Source organism: Polynucleobacter sp. 73C-SIWE, assembly GCF_018882465.1.
GTDB lineage: Bacteria > Pseudomonadota > Gammaproteobacteria > Burkholderiales > Burkholderiaceae > Polynucleobacter.
On sequence record NZ_JACVOK010000001.1, the window covers coordinates 542,877 to 559,285 of the forward strand.

General features: G+C 46.8%; 12 protein-coding genes, 6 tRNA genes and 3 rRNA genes. 6 read left to right on the forward strand and 15 right to left on the reverse strand.

Translation table 11 applies throughout. From position 1 onward, the window contains the following. Nucleotides 1-10: 10 nt before the first annotated feature. The 9 genes from tuf to ICN17_RS02890 form a co-directional block, all read right to left on the reverse strand. Complete coding sequence (gene tuf, locus ICN17_RS02850; RefSeq protein WP_087908789.1) at nt 11-1,201, reverse strand: elongation factor Tu; 1,191 nt, start codon at nt 1,199-1,201, stop codon at nt 11-13. A gap of 64 nt (nt 1,202-1,265) precedes the next feature. Continuing rightward, nucleotides 1,266-1,340: transfer RNA gene (locus tag ICN17_RS02855), tRNA-Thr, on the reverse strand. 20 nt (nt 1,341-1,360) lie between these two features. Further along, a tRNA-Gly gene (locus tag ICN17_RS02860) sits at nt 1,361-1,434 on the reverse strand. A 5-nt stretch (nt 1,435-1,439) separates the two neighbouring features. Continuing rightward, nucleotides 1,440-1,524, reverse strand: a tRNA-Tyr gene (locus tag ICN17_RS02865). A gap of 105 nt (nt 1,525-1,629) precedes the next feature. Further along, nucleotides 1,630-1,743, reverse strand: a 5S ribosomal RNA gene (gene rrf, locus ICN17_RS02870). Between the two features lie 105 nt (nt 1,744-1,848). Next, nucleotides 1,849-4,722: ribosomal RNA gene (locus ICN17_RS02875) — 23S ribosomal RNA — on the reverse strand. 268 nt (nt 4,723-4,990) lie between these two features. Then, a tRNA-Ala gene (locus ICN17_RS02880) sits at nt 4,991-5,066 on the reverse strand. Nucleotides 5,067-5,096: 30 nt separating this feature from the next. Further along, nucleotides 5,097-5,173, reverse strand: a tRNA-Ile gene (locus ICN17_RS02885). Between the two features lie 59 nt (nt 5,174-5,232). Next, a 16S ribosomal RNA gene (locus ICN17_RS02890) occupies nt 5,233-6,765 on the reverse strand. The 16S, 23S and 5S rRNA genes sit together here with 5 tRNA genes alongside, the layout of an rRNA operon. Before the next feature lie 475 nt (nt 6,766-7,240). On the opposite strand from ICN17_RS02890, the gene ICN17_RS02895 reads away from it, so the two are divergent. Beyond that, nucleotides 7,241-7,897: a GNAT family N-acetyltransferase gene (locus ICN17_RS02895; RefSeq protein WP_216236066.1), complete on the forward strand. Its 657-nt coding sequence runs from the start codon at nt 7,241-7,243 to the stop codon at nt 7,895-7,897. A gap of 3 nt (nt 7,898-7,900) precedes the next feature. On the opposite strand, the gene ICN17_RS02900 is transcribed toward ICN17_RS02895, so the two are convergent. From ICN17_RS02900 to ICN17_RS02910, 3 genes are all read right to left on the reverse strand, one after another. Further along, nucleotides 7,901-8,260 (reverse strand): c-type cytochrome, encoded by a 360-nt coding sequence (locus tag ICN17_RS02900; RefSeq protein ID WP_216236067.1) that lies wholly within the window; start codon nt 8,258-8,260, stop codon nt 7,901-7,903. Between the two features lie 21 nt (nt 8,261-8,281). Then, nucleotides 8,282-8,893 carry a BON domain-containing protein gene (locus ICN17_RS02905; RefSeq protein WP_255538259.1) on the reverse strand — a complete coding sequence of 204 codons (612 nt, stop codon included), beginning with the start codon at nt 8,891-8,893 and terminating at the stop codon, nt 8,282-8,284. A gap of 74 nt (nt 8,894-8,967) precedes the next feature. Continuing rightward, a complete protein-coding gene (locus ICN17_RS02910) occupies nt 8,968-9,570 on the reverse strand; it encodes a phosphoheptose isomerase (RefSeq protein WP_087908786.1) in 603 nt (200 codons plus the stop codon). Between ICN17_RS02910 and rsmI the strand changes: the two genes are divergently transcribed. Next, the gene (gene rsmI, locus ICN17_RS02915) at nt 9,569-10,555 is read left to right on the forward strand and encodes a 16S rRNA (cytidine(1402)-2'-O)-methyltransferase (protein WP_255538260.1); all 987 of its coding nucleotides are present in this window, start codon (nt 9,569-9,571) and stop codon (nt 10,553-10,555) included. The two genes, ICN17_RS02910 and rsmI, sit on opposite strands and share 2 nt — an antisense overlap. A 6-nt stretch (nt 10,556-10,561) precedes the next feature. Here rsmI and ICN17_RS02920 read toward each other — a convergent pair whose 3' ends face one another. After that, nucleotides 10,562-10,792: a hypothetical protein gene (locus ICN17_RS02920; RefSeq protein WP_255538261.1), complete on the reverse strand. Its 231-nt coding sequence runs from the start codon at nt 10,790-10,792 to the stop codon at nt 10,562-10,564. Between the two features lie 102 nt (nt 10,793-10,894). Between ICN17_RS02920 and ICN17_RS02925 the strand changes: the two genes are divergently transcribed. The 4 genes from ICN17_RS02925 to gcvH all read left to right on the forward strand — a co-directional run bounded on the left by ICN17_RS02925 (nt 10,895) and on the right by gcvH (nt 12,883). Then, a tRNA-Arg gene (locus ICN17_RS02925) sits at nt 10,895-10,970 on the forward strand. An 82-nt stretch (nt 10,971-11,052) separates the two neighbouring features. Continuing rightward, entirely contained in the window at nt 11,053-12,195 is a 1,143-nt protein-coding gene (locus tag ICN17_RS02930; RefSeq protein WP_370625938.1) for a fatty acid desaturase, read from the forward strand. 42 nt (nt 12,196-12,237) lie between these two features. Next, entirely contained in the window at nt 12,238-12,423 is a 186-nt protein-coding gene (locus ICN17_RS02935) for a hypothetical protein (protein WP_129560400.1), read from the forward strand. Nucleotides 12,424-12,490: 67 nt separating this feature from the next. Continuing rightward, complete coding sequence (gene gcvH / locus ICN17_RS02940; RefSeq protein ID WP_216236640.1) at nt 12,491-12,883, forward strand: glycine cleavage system protein GcvH; 393 nt, start codon at nt 12,491-12,493, stop codon at nt 12,881-12,883. 7 nt (nt 12,884-12,890) lie between these two features. On the opposite strand, the gene priA is transcribed toward gcvH, so the two are convergent. Together priA and hemE are read right to left on the reverse strand one after the other, a co-directional pair. Next, nucleotides 12,891-15,023: a primosomal protein N' gene (priA, locus tag ICN17_RS02945; protein WP_216236069.1), complete on the reverse strand. Its 2,133-nt coding sequence runs from the start codon at nt 15,021-15,023 to the stop codon at nt 12,891-12,893. Between the two features lie 264 nt (nt 15,024-15,287). Beyond that, nucleotides 15,288-16,406 (reverse strand): uroporphyrinogen decarboxylase, encoded by a 1,119-nt coding sequence (gene hemE / locus ICN17_RS02950; protein WP_370625957.1) that lies wholly within the window; start codon nt 16,404-16,406, stop codon nt 15,288-15,290. Nucleotides 16,407-16,409 lie beyond the last annotated feature (3 nt).

Here is a 16,409-nt window from a genome sequence, read left to right on the forward strand (position 1 = left end):
AAAAAACTACTTAAGCCAAAATCTTTGCAACCACGCCGGCGCCAACAGTACGGCCACCTTCACGGATCGCAAAACGTAAACCTTCTTCCATCGCGATTGGCGCGATGAGTTTGACGGTAATCGTGACGTTATCACCAGGCATCACCATTTCTTTGTCTTTTGGCAACTCAATAGAACCGGTTACGTCCGTTGTGCGGAAGTAAAACTGGGGACGATAGTTGTTAAAGAATGGAGTATGACGACCACCTTCATCTTTACCCAAGATGTAAACCTCGGCTGTAAAGTGGGTATGTGGGGTGATGGAGCCTGGCTTAGCCAATACTTGGCCGCGCTCAACTTCTTCACGTTTTGTACCGCGTAACAAGATACCAACGTTATCGCCTGCTTGACCTTGGTCGAGCAATTTGCGGAACATTTCAACACCAGTACAAGTAGTTTTCAATGTTGGCTTGATACCGATAATTTCGATCTCTTCACCAACCTTAACGATACCGCGCTCGATACGGCCTGTTACTACAGTACCGCGACCAGAGATGGAGAACACATCTTCTACTGGCATCAAGAACGCACCATCAATAGCGCGCTCTGGAGTTGGGATGTAAGTGTCTAATGCTTCGGCCAATTTCATGATGGCTTCTTTGCCCAATGGGCCTTCGTCGCCTTCCAAAGCTAACTTAGCAGAACCTTGGATGATTGGTGTGTCATCGCCTGGGAAGTCATACTTAGATAGAAGCTCACGCACTTCCATTTCAACTAACTCGAGCAATTCAGCATCATCAACCATGTCGCACTTGTTCAAGAAAACGACGATGTAAGGAACACCTACTTGGCGTGCCAAGAGGATGTGCTCACGGGTTTGTGGCATTGGGCCGTCAGCTGCAGAGCAAACCAAAATAGCGCCGTCCATCTGAGCAGCACCAGTAATCATGTTCTTCACGTAGTCAGCATGTCCTGGGCAATCTACGTGAGCATAGTGACGATTGGCTGTCTCATACTCAACGTGCGCTGTATTAATCGTAATACCGCGGGCTTTTTCTTCTGGAGCAGCATCGATCTGATCGTATGCTTTTGCTTCGCCACCGAATGCTTTTGAGAGCACGGTTGCAATTGCTGCTGTCAATGTCGTTTTACCGTGGTCAACGTGACCGATGGTGCCTACGTTTACGTGCGGTTTTGTCCGCTCGAATTTTTCTTTTGCCATTTTTATCTGCCTTTAGTTAACTCTTAAACCAAACACGAAATACACAATTAATAAAACGAAACCTTGGTGCCCATGGGCAGGATCGAACTGCCGACCTCTCCCTTACCAAGGGAGTGCTCTACCACTGAGCCACATGGGCCAATCTTTTGCTACAAATTCTGGAGCGGGATAAGAGAATCGAACTCTTGACCGAAGATTGGAAATCTGCTGTTTTACCATTAAACTAATCCCGCACATCTGGTGGAGGGGGTAGGATTCGAACCTACGTAGGCGTAGCCAACAGATTTACAGTCTGCCTCCTTTAGCCGCTCGGACACCCCTCCGCGAACCCAATATTCTGACTCCAAACGGAGTTTCTGTCAATCTCTCTAATCGCTTTGCACAAGTAAAAACGCCCAGACCTAAAAGGGTCTGGGCGTCGCATTGGTGCCCGGCAGTTACCTACTTTCACACGGGTAATCCGCACTATCATCGGCGTAGAATCGTTTCACTGTCCTGTTCGGGATGGGAAGGAGTGGTTCCAATTCGCTATGGTCACCGGGCGTAGAGGGTCGAGTTGCTGATAAATCAACAACTCTATTTGAGTAAGCATGTAATAAGGATGCAGATTAAATCTGGCAAACATCCAACACAATAGTGCTGGTTATAGGATCAAGCCTAACGGGCAATTAGTATCGGTTAGCTTAATGCATTACTGCACTTCCACACCCGACCTATCAACGTTGTGGTCTTCAACGACCCTTTATGTAGGTTAAACCTACGGGAGATCTCATCTTCAGGCAAGTTTCCCGCTTAGATGCTTTCAGCGGTTATCTCTTCCATTCATAGCTACCCTGCGATGCTTCTGGCGAAACAACAGGTACACCAGCGGAATGTCCACTCCGGTCCTCTCGTACTAGGAGCAGCCCCCGTCAAATCTCCAACGCCCATGGCAGATAGGGACCAAACTGTCTCACGACGTTTTAAACCCAGCTCACGTACCTCTTTAAATGGCGAACAGCCATACCCTTGGGACCGGCTACAGCCCCAGGATGAGATGAGCCGACATCGAGGTGCCAAACACCGCCGTCGATATGAACTCTTGGGCGGTATCAGCCTGTTATCCCCAGAGTACCTTTTATCCGTTGAGCGATGGCCCTTCCATACAGAACCACCGGATCACTATGACCTGCTTTCGCACCTGCTCGACTTGTCGGTCTCGCAGTTAAGCACGCTTTTGCCATTGCACTTTAGGTACGATGTCCGACCGTACCAAGCGTACCTTCGTACTCCTCCGTTACACTTTGGGAGGAGACCGCCCCAGTCAAACTGCCTACCATGCACTGTTCCCGACCCGGATAACGGGCCAAGGTTAGAACCTCAAATAAATCAGGGTGGTATTTCAAGGTTGGCTCCAACAGAACTAGCATCCTGTTATCAACGCCTCCCACCTATCCTACACAGACCGATTCAAAGTCCAATGCAAAGCTACAGTAAAGGTTCATGGGGTCTTTCCGTCTAGCCACGGGTAGATTGCATCATCACAAACATTTCAACTTCGCTGAGTCTCAGGAGGAGACAGTGTGGCCATCGTTACGCCATTCGTGCAGGTCGGAACTTACCCGACAAGGAATTTCGCTACCTTAGGACCGTTATAGTTACGGCCGCCGTTTACTGGGACTTCAATCAAGAGCTTGCACCCCATCATTTAATCTTCCAGCACCGGGCAGGCGTCACACCCTATACGTCCACTTTCGTGTTTGCAGAGTGCTGTGTTTTTATTAAACAGTCGCAGCCACCTTTTTATTGCAACCCTTTCGTCCTCCCGTTGTTCACGGTCAAACTACAAGGGCGCACCTTATCCCGAAGTTACGGTGCAAATTTGCCGAGTTCCTTCTCCTGAGTTCTCTCAAGCGCCTTAGAATACTCATCTCGCCCACCTGTGTCGGTTTGCGGTACGGTCTTGTTAGACTGAAGCTTAGAGGCTTTTCTTGGAACCACTTCCAATTGCTTCGCGAATAAATTCGCTCGTCTCACGCCCTTGAATTACGCTACCGGATTTACCTAATAGCCATCTCCAACGCAAGAACCGGGACTTCCAACACCCGGACAACTTTCCGCGATCCGTCCCCCCATCGCATCTAACAATGGTCAAGGAATATTAACCTTGTTCCCATCAGCTACGCATCTCTGCCTCGCCTTAGGGGCCGACTCACCCTGTTCCGATGAACGTTGAACAGGAAACCTTGGGCTTACGGCGAGGGGGCTTTTCACCCCCTTTATCGCTACTCATGTCAGCATTCGCACTTCTGATACCTCCAGCATCCTTTACAAGACACCTTCACAGGCTTACAGAACGCTCTCCTACCATCACATTGCTGTGATCCGCAGCTTCGGTTATATGCTTAGCCCCGTTACATCTTCCGCGCAGGACGACTCGATCAGTGAGCTATTACGCTTTCTTTAAAGGATGGCTGCTTCTAAGCCAACCTCCTGACTGTTTTAGCCTTCCCACTTCGTTTCCCACTTAGCATATATTAGGGACCTTAGCTGGCGGTCTGGGTTGTTTCCCTCTTGACACCGGACGTTAGCACCCGATGTCTGTCTCCCGTGCTTGCACTTGTAGGTATTCGGAGTTTGCTATGGCGCAGTAATCCGCAATGGACCCCACTACCATGACAGTGCTCTACCCCCTACAGTGATACACGAGGCACTACCTAAATAGTTTTCGGAGAGAACCAGCTATTTCCAGTTTTGTTTAGCCTTTCACCCCTATCCACAGCTCATCCCCTAACTTTTCAACGTTAGTGGGTTCGGTCCTCCAGTACGTGTTACCGCACCTTCAACCTGGCCATGGATAGATCAACTGGTTTCGGGTCTACACCCAGCAACTAGCGCCCTATTCGGACTCGCTTTCGCTACGCCTTCCCTATTCGGTTAAGCTTGCTACTGAATGTAAGTCGCTGACCCATTATACAAAAGGTACGCAGTCACCCCTTACGAGGCTCCTACTGTTTGTATGCACACAATTTCAGGATCTATTTCACTCCCCTCCCGGGGTTCTTTTCGCCTTTCCCTCACGGTACTTGTTCACTATCGGTCGATTACGAGTATTTAGCCTTGGAGGATGGTCCCCCCATATTCAGACAGGATTTCTCGTGTCCCGCCCTACTTGTCTCTAGCCTAGTACCACTCAATAATTTTCACATACGGGACTATCACCCTTTATTGTTGGACTTTCCATTCCATTCTGTTAATTACTGAGCTATCACTAGAAGGCTCTTCCCATTTCGCTCGCCACTACTTTGGGAATCTCGGTTGATGTCTTTTCCTCTTGCTACTTAGATGTTTCAGTTCACAAGGTTCGCTTCTCATACCCTATGTATTCAGGTATGGATACCACAAAAGTGGTGGGTTTCCCCATTCAGAAATCCCCGGATCAAAGCTTATTTACCAGCTCCCCGGGGCTTATCGCAGGTTATAACGTCTTTCGTCGCCTGTAATCGCCAAGGCATCCATCATGTGCACTTATTCACTTGATCCTATAACGAGCACTATTGCTAGTAACCGTTACAGGTTTTACTTCTACTTCTGACATGTTTGCCGTAATCCAAACTGTAAGTACTTTGTTAAGAACTTGGTAAAACTCGTTTGTATTACTGATTGATGATTCAATCTTTACCCTTATTACATTGTCAAATGTCCTCTCAAAGAAACATTTGACACTTTGCTTACTCAAATTTTTAAAGAACAGCCATAAATGGCAAAACTAAACGATTAAGTGTTCGCTTAGTTTTGACATTTAGATGTTGGTGGAGGATGACGGGATCGAACCGACGACCCCCTGCTTGCAAAGCAGGTGCTCTCCCAGCTGAGCTAATCCCCCAACGTCCACTAAGTCCATATCAACGCTGATTGGTGGGTCTGGTAGGACTTGAACCTACGACCCCTGCGTTATCAACACAGTGCTCTAACCAGCTGAGCTACAGACCCGTGGCTTTTATTGTCAACCGATAAGTGTGGGCACTATAGCTCCAGCATCTTTTCTCTAGAAAGGAGGTGATCCAGCCGCACCTTCCGATACGGCTACCTTGTTACGACTTTACCCCAGTCATGAACCCTGCCGTGGCAGTCGCCCTCCTTGCGGTTAGGCTAACGGCTTCTGGCAAAACCCACTCCCATGGTATGACGGGCGGTGTGTACAAGACCCGGGAACGTATTCACCGCGACATTCTGATCCGCGATTACTAGCGATTCCAGCTTCACGTAGTCGAGTTGCAGACTACGATCCGGACTACGATGCATTTTCTGAGATTAGCTCCCCCTCGCGGGTTGGCAACCCTCTGTATGCACCATTGTATGACGTGTGAAGCCCTACCCATAAGGGCCATGAGGACTTGACGTCATCCCCACCTTCCTCCGGTTTGTCACCGGCAGTCTCTTTAGAGTGCTCTTGCGTAGCAACTAAAGACAAGGGTTGCGCTCGTTGCGGGACTTAACCCAACATCTCACGACACGAGCTGACGACAGCCATGCAGCACCTGTGTTCACTTTCTCTTACGAGCACCTAATGTATCTCTACTTCGTTAGTGACATGTCAAGGGTAGGTAAGGTTTTTCGCGTTGCATCGAATTAATCCACATCATCCACCGCTTGTGCGGGTCCCCGTCAATTCCTTTGAGTTTTAATCTTGCGACCGTACTCCCCAGGCGGCTGACTTCACGCGTTAGCTACGTTACTCAGGATGTAAATCCCGAACAACTAGTCAGCATCGTTTAGGGCGTGGACTACCAGGGTATCTAATCCTGTTTGCTCCCCACGCTTTCGTGCATGAGCGTCAGTGTTATCCCAGGGGGCTGCCTTCGCCATTGGTATTCCTCCACATATCTACGCATTTCACTGCTACACGTGGAATTCTACCCCCCTCTGACACACTCTAGCTATACAGTCACAGGCGCCATTCCCAGGTTAAGCCCGGGGATTTCACGCCTGTCTTGTATAACCGCCTGCGCACGCTTTACGCCCAGTAATTCCGATTAACGCTCGCACCCTACGTATTACCGCGGCTGCTGGCACGTAGTTAGCCGGTGCTTATTCTTCAGGTACCGTCATTCCCGGACTGTGTTAGAGCCGGTGTTTCTTCCCTGACAAAAGAGCTTTACAACCCGAAGGCCTTCTTCACTCACGCGGCATTGCTGGATCAGGGTTGCCCCCATTGTCCAAAATTCCCCACTGCTGCCTCCCGTAGGAGTCTGGGCCGTGTCTCAGTCCCAGTGTGGCTGATCGTCCTCTCAGACCAGCTACTGATCGTCGCCTTGGTGGGCTTTTACCCCACCAACAAGCTAATCAGGCATCGGCCGCTCTAATCGCGCGAGGTCTTTCGATCCCCCGCTTTCCCCCTCAGGGCGTATGCGGTATTAGCACAGCTTTCGCTGCGTTATCCCCCACGATAAGGTACGTTCCGATGTATTACTCACCCGTTCGCCACTCGCCACCAGGTGCAAGCACCCGTGCTGCCGTTCGACTTGCATGTGTAAGGCATGCCGCCAGCGTTCAATCTGAGCCAGGATCAAACTCTTCAGTTCAATTCCTGTGATCCTTGCGGATCGTCGCACTCATTCAAGAAATTGACTTGGTAATAAAACCAAATCTTTTTACTGTCTATGAGTACTATTTGTTTACATCTGTCCCGAAGGACTGGATGCTTTCGCCTAGTACCCACATTTATCGGTTGACTAATTTTTAAAGAGGGCTGAATCGTTTTTCAAAAACATCCAGCGAAGAAGCGAGACTATGACATACCCGAATAGGGTTGTCAACACCTTTCGCAGTCTTTTTCCTAAAAAAGGGCTCTTTTTTTCCTACTTTAAAAATAACCCCAATTAAATCAATAGGATAAATTTTTAAAAAAATTTCGGCCTCTTTTCAAAAAGTTCATTTTTTATAGAAATTTTTAGGGTTGAGTAAATAGCAAAACCGCCTTTTGATGCTTTTTTGCACATCGGCAATAAATTAGGGAAAACCCTGAAATTTTCTGACTTTTCTGCTAAAATTGTTGCTATGCACAATAAATTAGCGAGTAAACACTTACCCGGTAAGCCTCATATGGCAGGGCAAGCTGTCCCTGTTAGGGAGCTGCATGCTGGGCACAGGGAAGAGATACTTCAGCACTTATTGGGGCTGGATGATGAGGATCGTCGTCTACGGTTTGGCACCCAAACCCCAAATGAGGTGATAGAGCACTACGTAAAGCATCTAGACTTCAATAAAGACACAATTTTTGGCATCTTTGACTTGAATTTAACCCTTGTAGGAATGGCTCACTTGGCTTATTTGCCAGAGATCAAGGGCCAAGCTCGTGCTGCCGAATTTGGCGTCTCCGTATTGCCAGAAGGGCGCGCGCAGGGCTTTGGCACGGCGTTGCTGCAACGCTCTGCCGTGCATTCACGCAATACTCGCATTGAAACCTTATACGTTCACTGTTTATCTAATAACAAAGCAATGATGCATTTGGCACAAAAGGCCGGCATGAGCGTGGAATATGCTTATGGCGATGCGGATGCTTACCTGAAATTACTGCCAGCTAGCCCTGCAACGATTGTTGAAGAAGCAGCTAATGAGCAATGGGCCGATATGGATTACGCCTTGAAAGAAAACCTAAAAAGATCCAATCAAGCATGGTGGTGGTTCTTAGGCAGACCCGGACTTGCGCCTTAATTTTTAGTTTTGATTTTTATTCGGTGCGCCGCGCAATATCCAACTCGTTAAGAGTGATAAATCTGCGTCACTTAATTTTGCATTAGCAGGCATGGGCACTACGCCCCATGAGCCAGCCCCGCCTTTGGCAATTTTATTTTTTAGGAATGCTTGTGCATTTGAGTCGGCTTGATATTTTTGTGCAACCGCTTCGAAACTAGGGCCAACAATTTTTTTATTCACTGCATGACAACCTAAACATGCATTTTGTTTTGCAACTCCATACGCTTTTTGGTCTTCACTGCTTGCATGCGCAGACTGAAAATGCAAAGCAAGCAATGCAAATAAAAAAAATATTTTTATAGCTTTATGCAACGCGTACATCTACAGCTTTTTGTATTCTGATTACTGATATTTTGGCGGACTATCTGGCTGTGATTGTTCAGCCTTACCTTGCTTCTCTAGGCGCGCTTTTTCCGCATCAGAAATGATGTCAAAATAAACATATACATCTTTCACGCCGTTTGTGTTGCTAGCAATTTTTTTAGCTAAATCTGCTTCACCTTGTGTCAAGATCCCCATCAAGTAAACACTGCTACCTTCAGCAACAATTGCCATTGAATTTGATGGCAGTTTCTCTGTAAAAACCATTTGTGTTTTGATCTTAGACTCTAAATAGGAGTCATTTGCGCGGGCTGTATAGCTGCTGTTGGGGCCAATGATCAGTTCGTTATATACAGTACGCGCATTCTTCATGGCCTTCACGTATGCCCCTGCCTCACCCTTGATATCAGCATCTTTTACTTCACCAGTTAAGAGTACCTTCTGATTAAAAGAAGTGACATTAATGTGCGCCCTATCTCCAAACTTTTTATCGAGAGCATTATTCGCTTCAAGTTGAATTCCTTTGTCAATTGCTTGCACGCCTGGACTGCGTCGATCGGCCAATATAGTTGCGGTTGCAGTGACGCCTCCAACTGCAACAACTGCGCAAGATGACAGTTGAGATACTGTCATTACGGCAACAACAAGCTTAATGAAAAAGAAGGTTCGCATTGGTATGTTTTCTGAAATGAATTGAACTGAAAAATTTAGTCGTATAAAACGTGATCGACGCCATCACATAAGCCATGCAACAAAACTAAATGCGTTTCTTGAATACGCGCAGTTCGAGTGGAAGGAACGCACAAGTGAATGTCATCTTTATCGAGCAAAGTAGCAATCTTGCCACCGCCATTGCCAGTAAAGGCAATAATTTTGATGCCCATCTTCTTTGCCGCTTCAATTGCTTTAACAACATTCTTAGAGTTACCGGAGGTTGAAATTCCCAAAAGGATGTCGCCCTTTTTTCCAAGCCCGCGGACTTGTTTGCTAAAGATATCGTCGTAACTGTAATCATTTCCAACGGCGGTCAGAATAGATGAGTCTGTCGTTAATGCAATTGCCGCCAATTCTTCACGCTCGCGCTCAAATCGGCCAATGAGTTCAGCAGCAAAATGCTGAGCATCGGCAGCAGAACCGCCATTGCCGCAGGCCATGACTTTGCCGCCAGACTTCAAACAATCTACCATTGCCAGTACGCCGCGAGCAACAGATTCAGGAAGAACTTTTTCAGCCTCTTGCTTTACTGCAATGCTGTCTAAAAAATGTTGTGATGCGCGCTTACGCAGGGCTTCAATAGTATTTTTATCCATGCCAATATTATGCGCCAAACTGGGGTTAATTTCTAAAGCAACGTATGCTCTTACTTATCACCAATCTTACGCAGAAGATGTCCCCATGGAAATAGGCTCATTTGATTTTTTGAACCAACAGGATTTGCCTGCTGGAGCCCTTTATATGGTTGCCACCCCAATCGGCAATATGGGGGATATCACCTTGCGGGCGTTACATGTATTAAATGCGGTGGATGGCATTGCCTGTGAGGACACCAGGCATAGTGCAGCACTTTTACAGCAATTTGGCATCCACAAAAAATGTTTGGCACTTCATGAACATAATGAAGTTGAAGGTGCGCAAACTGTTATTCAAAGCCTTGCAAACGGTGAGCGTTGGGCATATATATCGGATGCAGGAACCCCTGGAGTTTCAGATCCTGGGGCGAGGCTAGTCCATGCAGTACAGAAGGCAGGGTATCGAGTGCTTCCCATTCCTGGTGCCAGTGCAGTGTCTTGTGCAATCTCTGCATCCGGCTCGGTGATGCTGAATTCAGAAGGGCGTTTTCAGTTCCTAGGCTTCTGGCCGAATAAAACCAAGGAGCGAGATGCACTATTGCAAGATATTTGCAGCAGCAAAAAAACAAGCATCTTCTTTGAGTCTCCACATCACATTCGCGACACACTACTTTTACTTTCAACTGTTTTAGAGCCAACACGCCAAGTCTATATTTGCCGTGAATTAACTAAAAAGTTTGAGCAACTTGTTTCAATTGAAGCGAGTGAACTCCCATCATGGCTAGAAAATGCAGAGAGCTTGAAGGGTGAATTTATTGTTCTAGTGGCGGGGCGCCAGGCTAGCTCTGATGAGGCTCCAGGGCAGGACACCCTAATGCTATGGGCAAACGCTCTTAGCCCTTATCTAGGCAGCAAAGAAATTGCTGCGGTTCTATCTCAAGCATTAGGAATTACAAAAAAAGAAGCCTATCAAGTTGCCCTAGATGCAAAAGACCAAGGCAACTAAAAACATTTACTTGGCAGCAGGCGCTTTAGGGTCCGCTGGCGCGCTGGAGTCTTGGAAATTGAGCTGCGCAACGGGCTTGATTAATTGCTCGCTAGTGGTTAAAGAGTCGCCACGCTTGCCATTATTTACAAACACCATTAACAGCAAAATAATGATCAGGGGTACAAAAAAGCTTGCAAACACCATGATGATGAGTTGTTTTGGGGACTTGATCAGATTTCCGTGCTCGTTGCTCATAGGAATTTATTATTTATTGGGTTTTAGGGTTGTTTTGCGGTGATTATAACTAGAGAGTAGGGCTATAGGCACTTACAATGGCGGGGTATCCAGTTTTTCCTGGCGCCCGTAGCTCAGTGGATAGAGTATTGGCCTCCGAAGCCAAGGGTCGCAGGTTCGATTCCTGCCGGGCGCGCCAAAACAGAAGGGGTTTTTGACCTACGTCATGCATAGAAAAGCAAAAACCACTATCATTTGAGTCTAACTTATTGATTCTTATCGTGTCTACACATCTAAATTCAGCCCTTTCAGAGCCGTCCCTAACTAATCCGCTGCCTCCTGAGGCGCCATTACCGCACCGCAAAATTATTCGGAGCTGGCTAATTCCAATGGCGCAAGGCGAAACAGGCCGCGCAATCATGCTTCTCTTTATCGATGCAACCTTATGGCTTGGCTGTATTGCTGGCACGATTTTTGTTGAAAACATTTTTCTCAAAATTATTTTCGGCTTAGTTGCTGGATTTGTAACTGGTCGCATCTTTATTTTGGGTCACGATGCTTGCCATCAAAGCTTTACTCCAAATCGCGAACTCAACAAAGTATTAGGACGCATTGCATTTTTGCCGTCACTCACACCCTATAGCTTGTGGGATGTTGGTCACAACGTAGTGCACCATGGTCAAACAAATTTAAAAGGTTTTGATTTTGTTTGGGCGCCCCTATCTAAATCTGAGTATGACGCGCTATCCCCATGGCGTAAGGCTCTAGAGCGCCTTTATCGCAGTGGCTGGGGTCCGGTTTTTTATTACTTGATTGAAATTTGGTGGAGACGCGAGTACTTCCCAAATGCTAAAAATAAACCGGGTGATCGCCCAATTTTCTTAAAAGACAATTTGCTTGTTACTGGTTTCGCAATCATTTGGCTTGCCTGTTTAATTGCAGGAGCAATTGCTACTGGTCAATCTATTTGGGTTGCACTCATTACTGGTTTCGCAGTTCCATTCTTATTCTGGAACGGCATGATTGGTTTCGTAGTCTACGTTCACCATACACACCCATCAGTCTCTTGGTATGACAAAAAGTCTGAGTGGTTACGCGCCCAACCGTTTGTTTCCACTACGGTTCACCTCACATTTAACTGGATTTGGGGCTCTTTAATGCACCACATCATGGAGCATACGGCCCATCACGTGGACATGAGTGTGCCCCTCTATCGGCTCCAAGAAGCCCAAAACACCCTGGAAACCATCCTTCCAGAGCGTATTTTTGTGCAAAAGTTCTCTTGGGACTGGTACTTCGATACTGCCCGCAAATGCAAGCTATATGACTTTGAAAACAAGGCTTGGCTAGACTTTGATGGCAATAAAACGGCCGATTCAGTCAGGGTTGTCTTAAGCCCAGCCCCAGTGGGACAAAACGGGTAAAATAGACCTTCTGTATAAAGATTTGCCTTACCCGGATTGCCCATGACTACCTCGACTCCAGCTGCTACCCAAGATACCTCTCAGAGCCTTAAGTTTTGCTCTTCTTGCAGTCGCGAAAAACGACTTGAGGGTGGCACGTGGATTCCAACAAGCAATCGTAAGCAACGCTGGATTTGCGCCAGCTGCCTATACAACCGTACACACCGTACCGGTTCAGCCAAAACTTAATACCCCGTGATGGTCAATGCCATCACACGCATGGGATCGAAATTCAATCCCAAATAAAACGCTGCCAATGAACACCCAAGACACATTTAAATTTGCCGTGACTCATGAGTGGGCCGATGTCCAAAGTGATGGCCTAGTGTGGGTTGGAATTAGCAATCATGCACAAGAGGCTTTGGGTGACGTCATGTTTTTTCAAGCCCCTACACTAGGCCAGCAGGTCAAGCAGGGTGAAGCAATTGCTGTGATTGAGTCTGTCAAAGCGGCAAGTGACATCCATGCTCCTTTGAGCGGCGAGATTGTTGCACTAAATGAAGCAGTAGATTCATCTCCTGAAATAGTGAATGAAAAGCCTTATAGCGTTTGGCTATTCAAAATCAAACCAGCCTCTCCAAGCAGTCTCGCCTCTGAGCTTGATCAATTGATGAATCTTAATCAATACAACACCACAGCTGGCGCCTAAGCAAAAATTAAATTGCGATTGGATCGCGCTCAATTAACCAACGTACACGAGTTGTTTTACTGATACGTCCTTGAGAGTTGGCTCGTAATTCTCGATCAACTGCCTCCAAAACTTCTTGCAACTGTTTGCGACTATCGGCTTCGATCAAGAGTTGTGCGCGCTCGGTGCCTGCAACCCGCATGACTGCTTTTGGAACAGGATCATAGGCTCGAAGCCCGTCAGACATAAAGCCCTGGGACTTTAATTTCCCCTTAAGAGCACTTAAAAATTGAATTGCTTTGTCCAGGCTTTTTGCCTCCGCGTGCACTAAAGCCTGATGTGAAAACGGTGGGAGTCCAGCCTCCTGTCTCTCATGAGTGGTGTGAGATAAAAATCCATCTACATCATGTCGCAGCAAATACTGAAATACTGCAGCCTCAGGATATTGGGTCTCGATATAAATGTCTCCACTGGCCTGGCCCTCTTTGCCAGAGCGCCCCGCACGACCAGCCACTTGCACCAATTGTGCAAAAAGTCTTTCTGCAGCCCTAAAGTCTTGAGAAAACAATCTTCCATCTGCATCCAATACGCCGACAAGCCCAATATTTTGATAGTCATGTCCTTTGGCAATCATTTGTGTGCCAACGACAATGTCTACCTTGCCCTGATGGATCTCTTGGAATAGCTCTTCCGTGCCCTTGCTGCCTCTACTAGCATCAGTATCAACTCGCAGTACTCTAGCAGCAGGCCATATTTCCTCAATAGCATCTTCAATCTTTTGTGTGCCTTGACCCAAAGTTTTTAAATCGGCGTTACCACAATCCGGGCAATGACTTGGAATCGGTTTTGCCAGACCGCAGTGATGACAACTTAAGACCGATTTTTTAGTCAGCGCGCCCGCTTTATGGACCACCATATATGAGCTGCACTGTTGACATTTAGAAAGCCATGCACAGGCGTTGCAACTTAATACCGGGGCATACCCCCTGCGGTTAATTAAAACTAAGCTTTGTTTTTTATCTTCTAAATTTTTACTAATCGCATTGGCTAAAGTCTTTGTAATTGGGCTTTTATCTTTAGGCCTACCAACATCCCCAGGGCTATATTGATTCTGAGGATCGCGGGTATTGATGAGGTGGACTCTAGGCAGTCCCGCGCCTTGCGCCCTCTGATCTAATCGAATGTGCTCATAACGTCCAGCTTTTGCTGCCGTCCATGTTTCTAAAGAGGGCGTGGCAGATGAAAGCAGTATTGGCACCTTCACATCATGCGCACGCCAAATGGCAAGGTCTCGCGCTGAGTAGCGAATGCCATCTTGTTGCTTATAAGATGGGTCATGCTCTTCATCTACAACGATTGCGCGCAAATTTGGGAGCGGGGTCAGCGCCGCTAATCTGGTTCCCAGAATAATTTGTGCTTTACCAGTCATTGCCTCGAACCAAGCAATGCCTCTTTCTTTCTCGGTCACCCCACTATGAAGTACCACCATTTTCTTTTCTGGAAAATAGGCGCGCACTCTTCGTTCAAGCTGTGGAGTTAAATTAATTTCAGGAACAAGCAACAATACCTGCGCACTTTCATCGCTCAGAGCCTCTCTTAACCAATTCAAAAAGACTGCAGTCTTTCCACTGCCTGTTTGGCCCTGAAGCAGCATGGCTTTAAATTCATTTTTTTTTCTACTGCCTTGGCGGATTTTTTCTAGCGCCTGTTTTTGATCTGCATTTAATTCTGCTTCGCCAATCAATCCTTCGCTTTTCTCTTCCAGACTTTTTTTCTTTTTCTTCTCTGCTGCAGCAATGAGTTTTGTGGGGATTTTTTCCCAATTCTCAGACTTTTTCCACATCTGTGGAATTGTTGGAATGATAGTTTCTCCAAGCGCATGGATGTAATACTGGCTTGCAAAGTTAATCAGTCTTAGGGCTGCTGGCTCGAAAGCAGGTAATGGGGCCAACTTGGTGACTGACTTTAGTTTGTCGATTTCAAAATCAGAGTGTGCACTAACTTTTATTACAAGCCCGACCAAACTTGAACGCCCAAAAGGCACCTCTACCAACCGTCCTACTTTTGGAGCTGCCCCTAACTTTTCAGAATCCCATAAGTAATCAAAGCCCTGCGCCAAGGGCTTATCAACAACTACCTGAACCACGATGGGTGGAGCCATTATTTACTTCAATCTTTCGTTTTACCTGTGGATAAGTCTGTGGATATCATCCAATGATTCTGATTTATAAGCCAATTTACCAGCTATCTAGATTTGCACTATTTTTGAGCTTTTTATTAAAAATCTATATGAATCAATAGTTTAGGATAAACTCTGGAAGTTAATGTTTATCTTTATACGGAATCTTCATGAATTTTGAAATTTGCACTGATCTGTGCATAACTTTTATCAAAATTCCAAGCTTAAGTTAGCGAGTACTCAGGATTATTGCTTTGACCTAAGAGCTCTTGAGCGCTGAATTACGGTTTCTGTCAATGCGCTTACGCTTTCAGGTGGCGTAAATTGGGAGATTCCGTGACCCAAGTTGAAGATATGTCCATCTAGAGGGTGCAGACCTGGCTTAAGGGCCGGAGCACCTGCCAAATCTTCTAGAAGGAGGTTGGCCTGCTCTGCAATCTGTTTTGGCTCAGAGAACAGAATGAGAGGATCTAAGTTGCCTTGTAACGCCAAAGGTCTGTTCAATGCGAGCAGTTGCTTGCGAGCACGGCTGAGCGAGATCGTCCAATCAATTGCAATGACATCAGCGCCAGCATGCGCCATATCGTTTAACCAAATTGCGCCGCCCTTGGTAAACATAATGATCGGAATTTTTCTGCCTTCATGTTCGCGTGGCAATAAGGAAATCACCTTCTGCATCGATGCCAAAGACATTTGCTGATACCAACCATCAGGCAACATCCCGCCCCAGGTATCAAAAATCATTAACGCTTGTGCGCCAGCTTTTGCTTGTTCAGTTAAATATGCAGCAACCGATTGAGCGTTGATATCCAAGATGTGCTGCAACAAATCAGGGCGACTAAACATCATGGTTTTAGCATGACGGAAATCATCGGAGCCAGAACCATCAATCATGTAGCAGGCCAATGTCCATGGGCTTCCAGAGAAGCCAATCAAAGGTACGCGCTGCTTACCGTCTTGAATAAGTGCTTTACGAATTTCAGAAACAGCATCAAATACATACTTCAGTTCGCCCATATCGGCGACGCGCAATTTTTTAACCGCTTCTTCGGTGCGAAGAGGGTGATCAAAGCTTGGGCCTTCACCACCAGTAAATTTGAGGCCTAATCCCATCGCATCTGGAATGGTCAAAATATCAGAAAACAAAATGGCCGCATCTAGTGGATAGCGATCCAATGGCTGAAGGGTTACTTCGGTAGCATATGCAGGATTTTTTGCGAGCCCTAGAAAGCTTCCAGCTTTAGCGCGGGTTGCATTGTATTCAGGGAGATATCGGCCAGCCTGACGCATGAGCCAAAGCGGTGTTTGATCAACCGCTTCGCCCAAGCAGGCTTTTAAGAACCGATCGTTTAGCAGCAAGGGGATGGC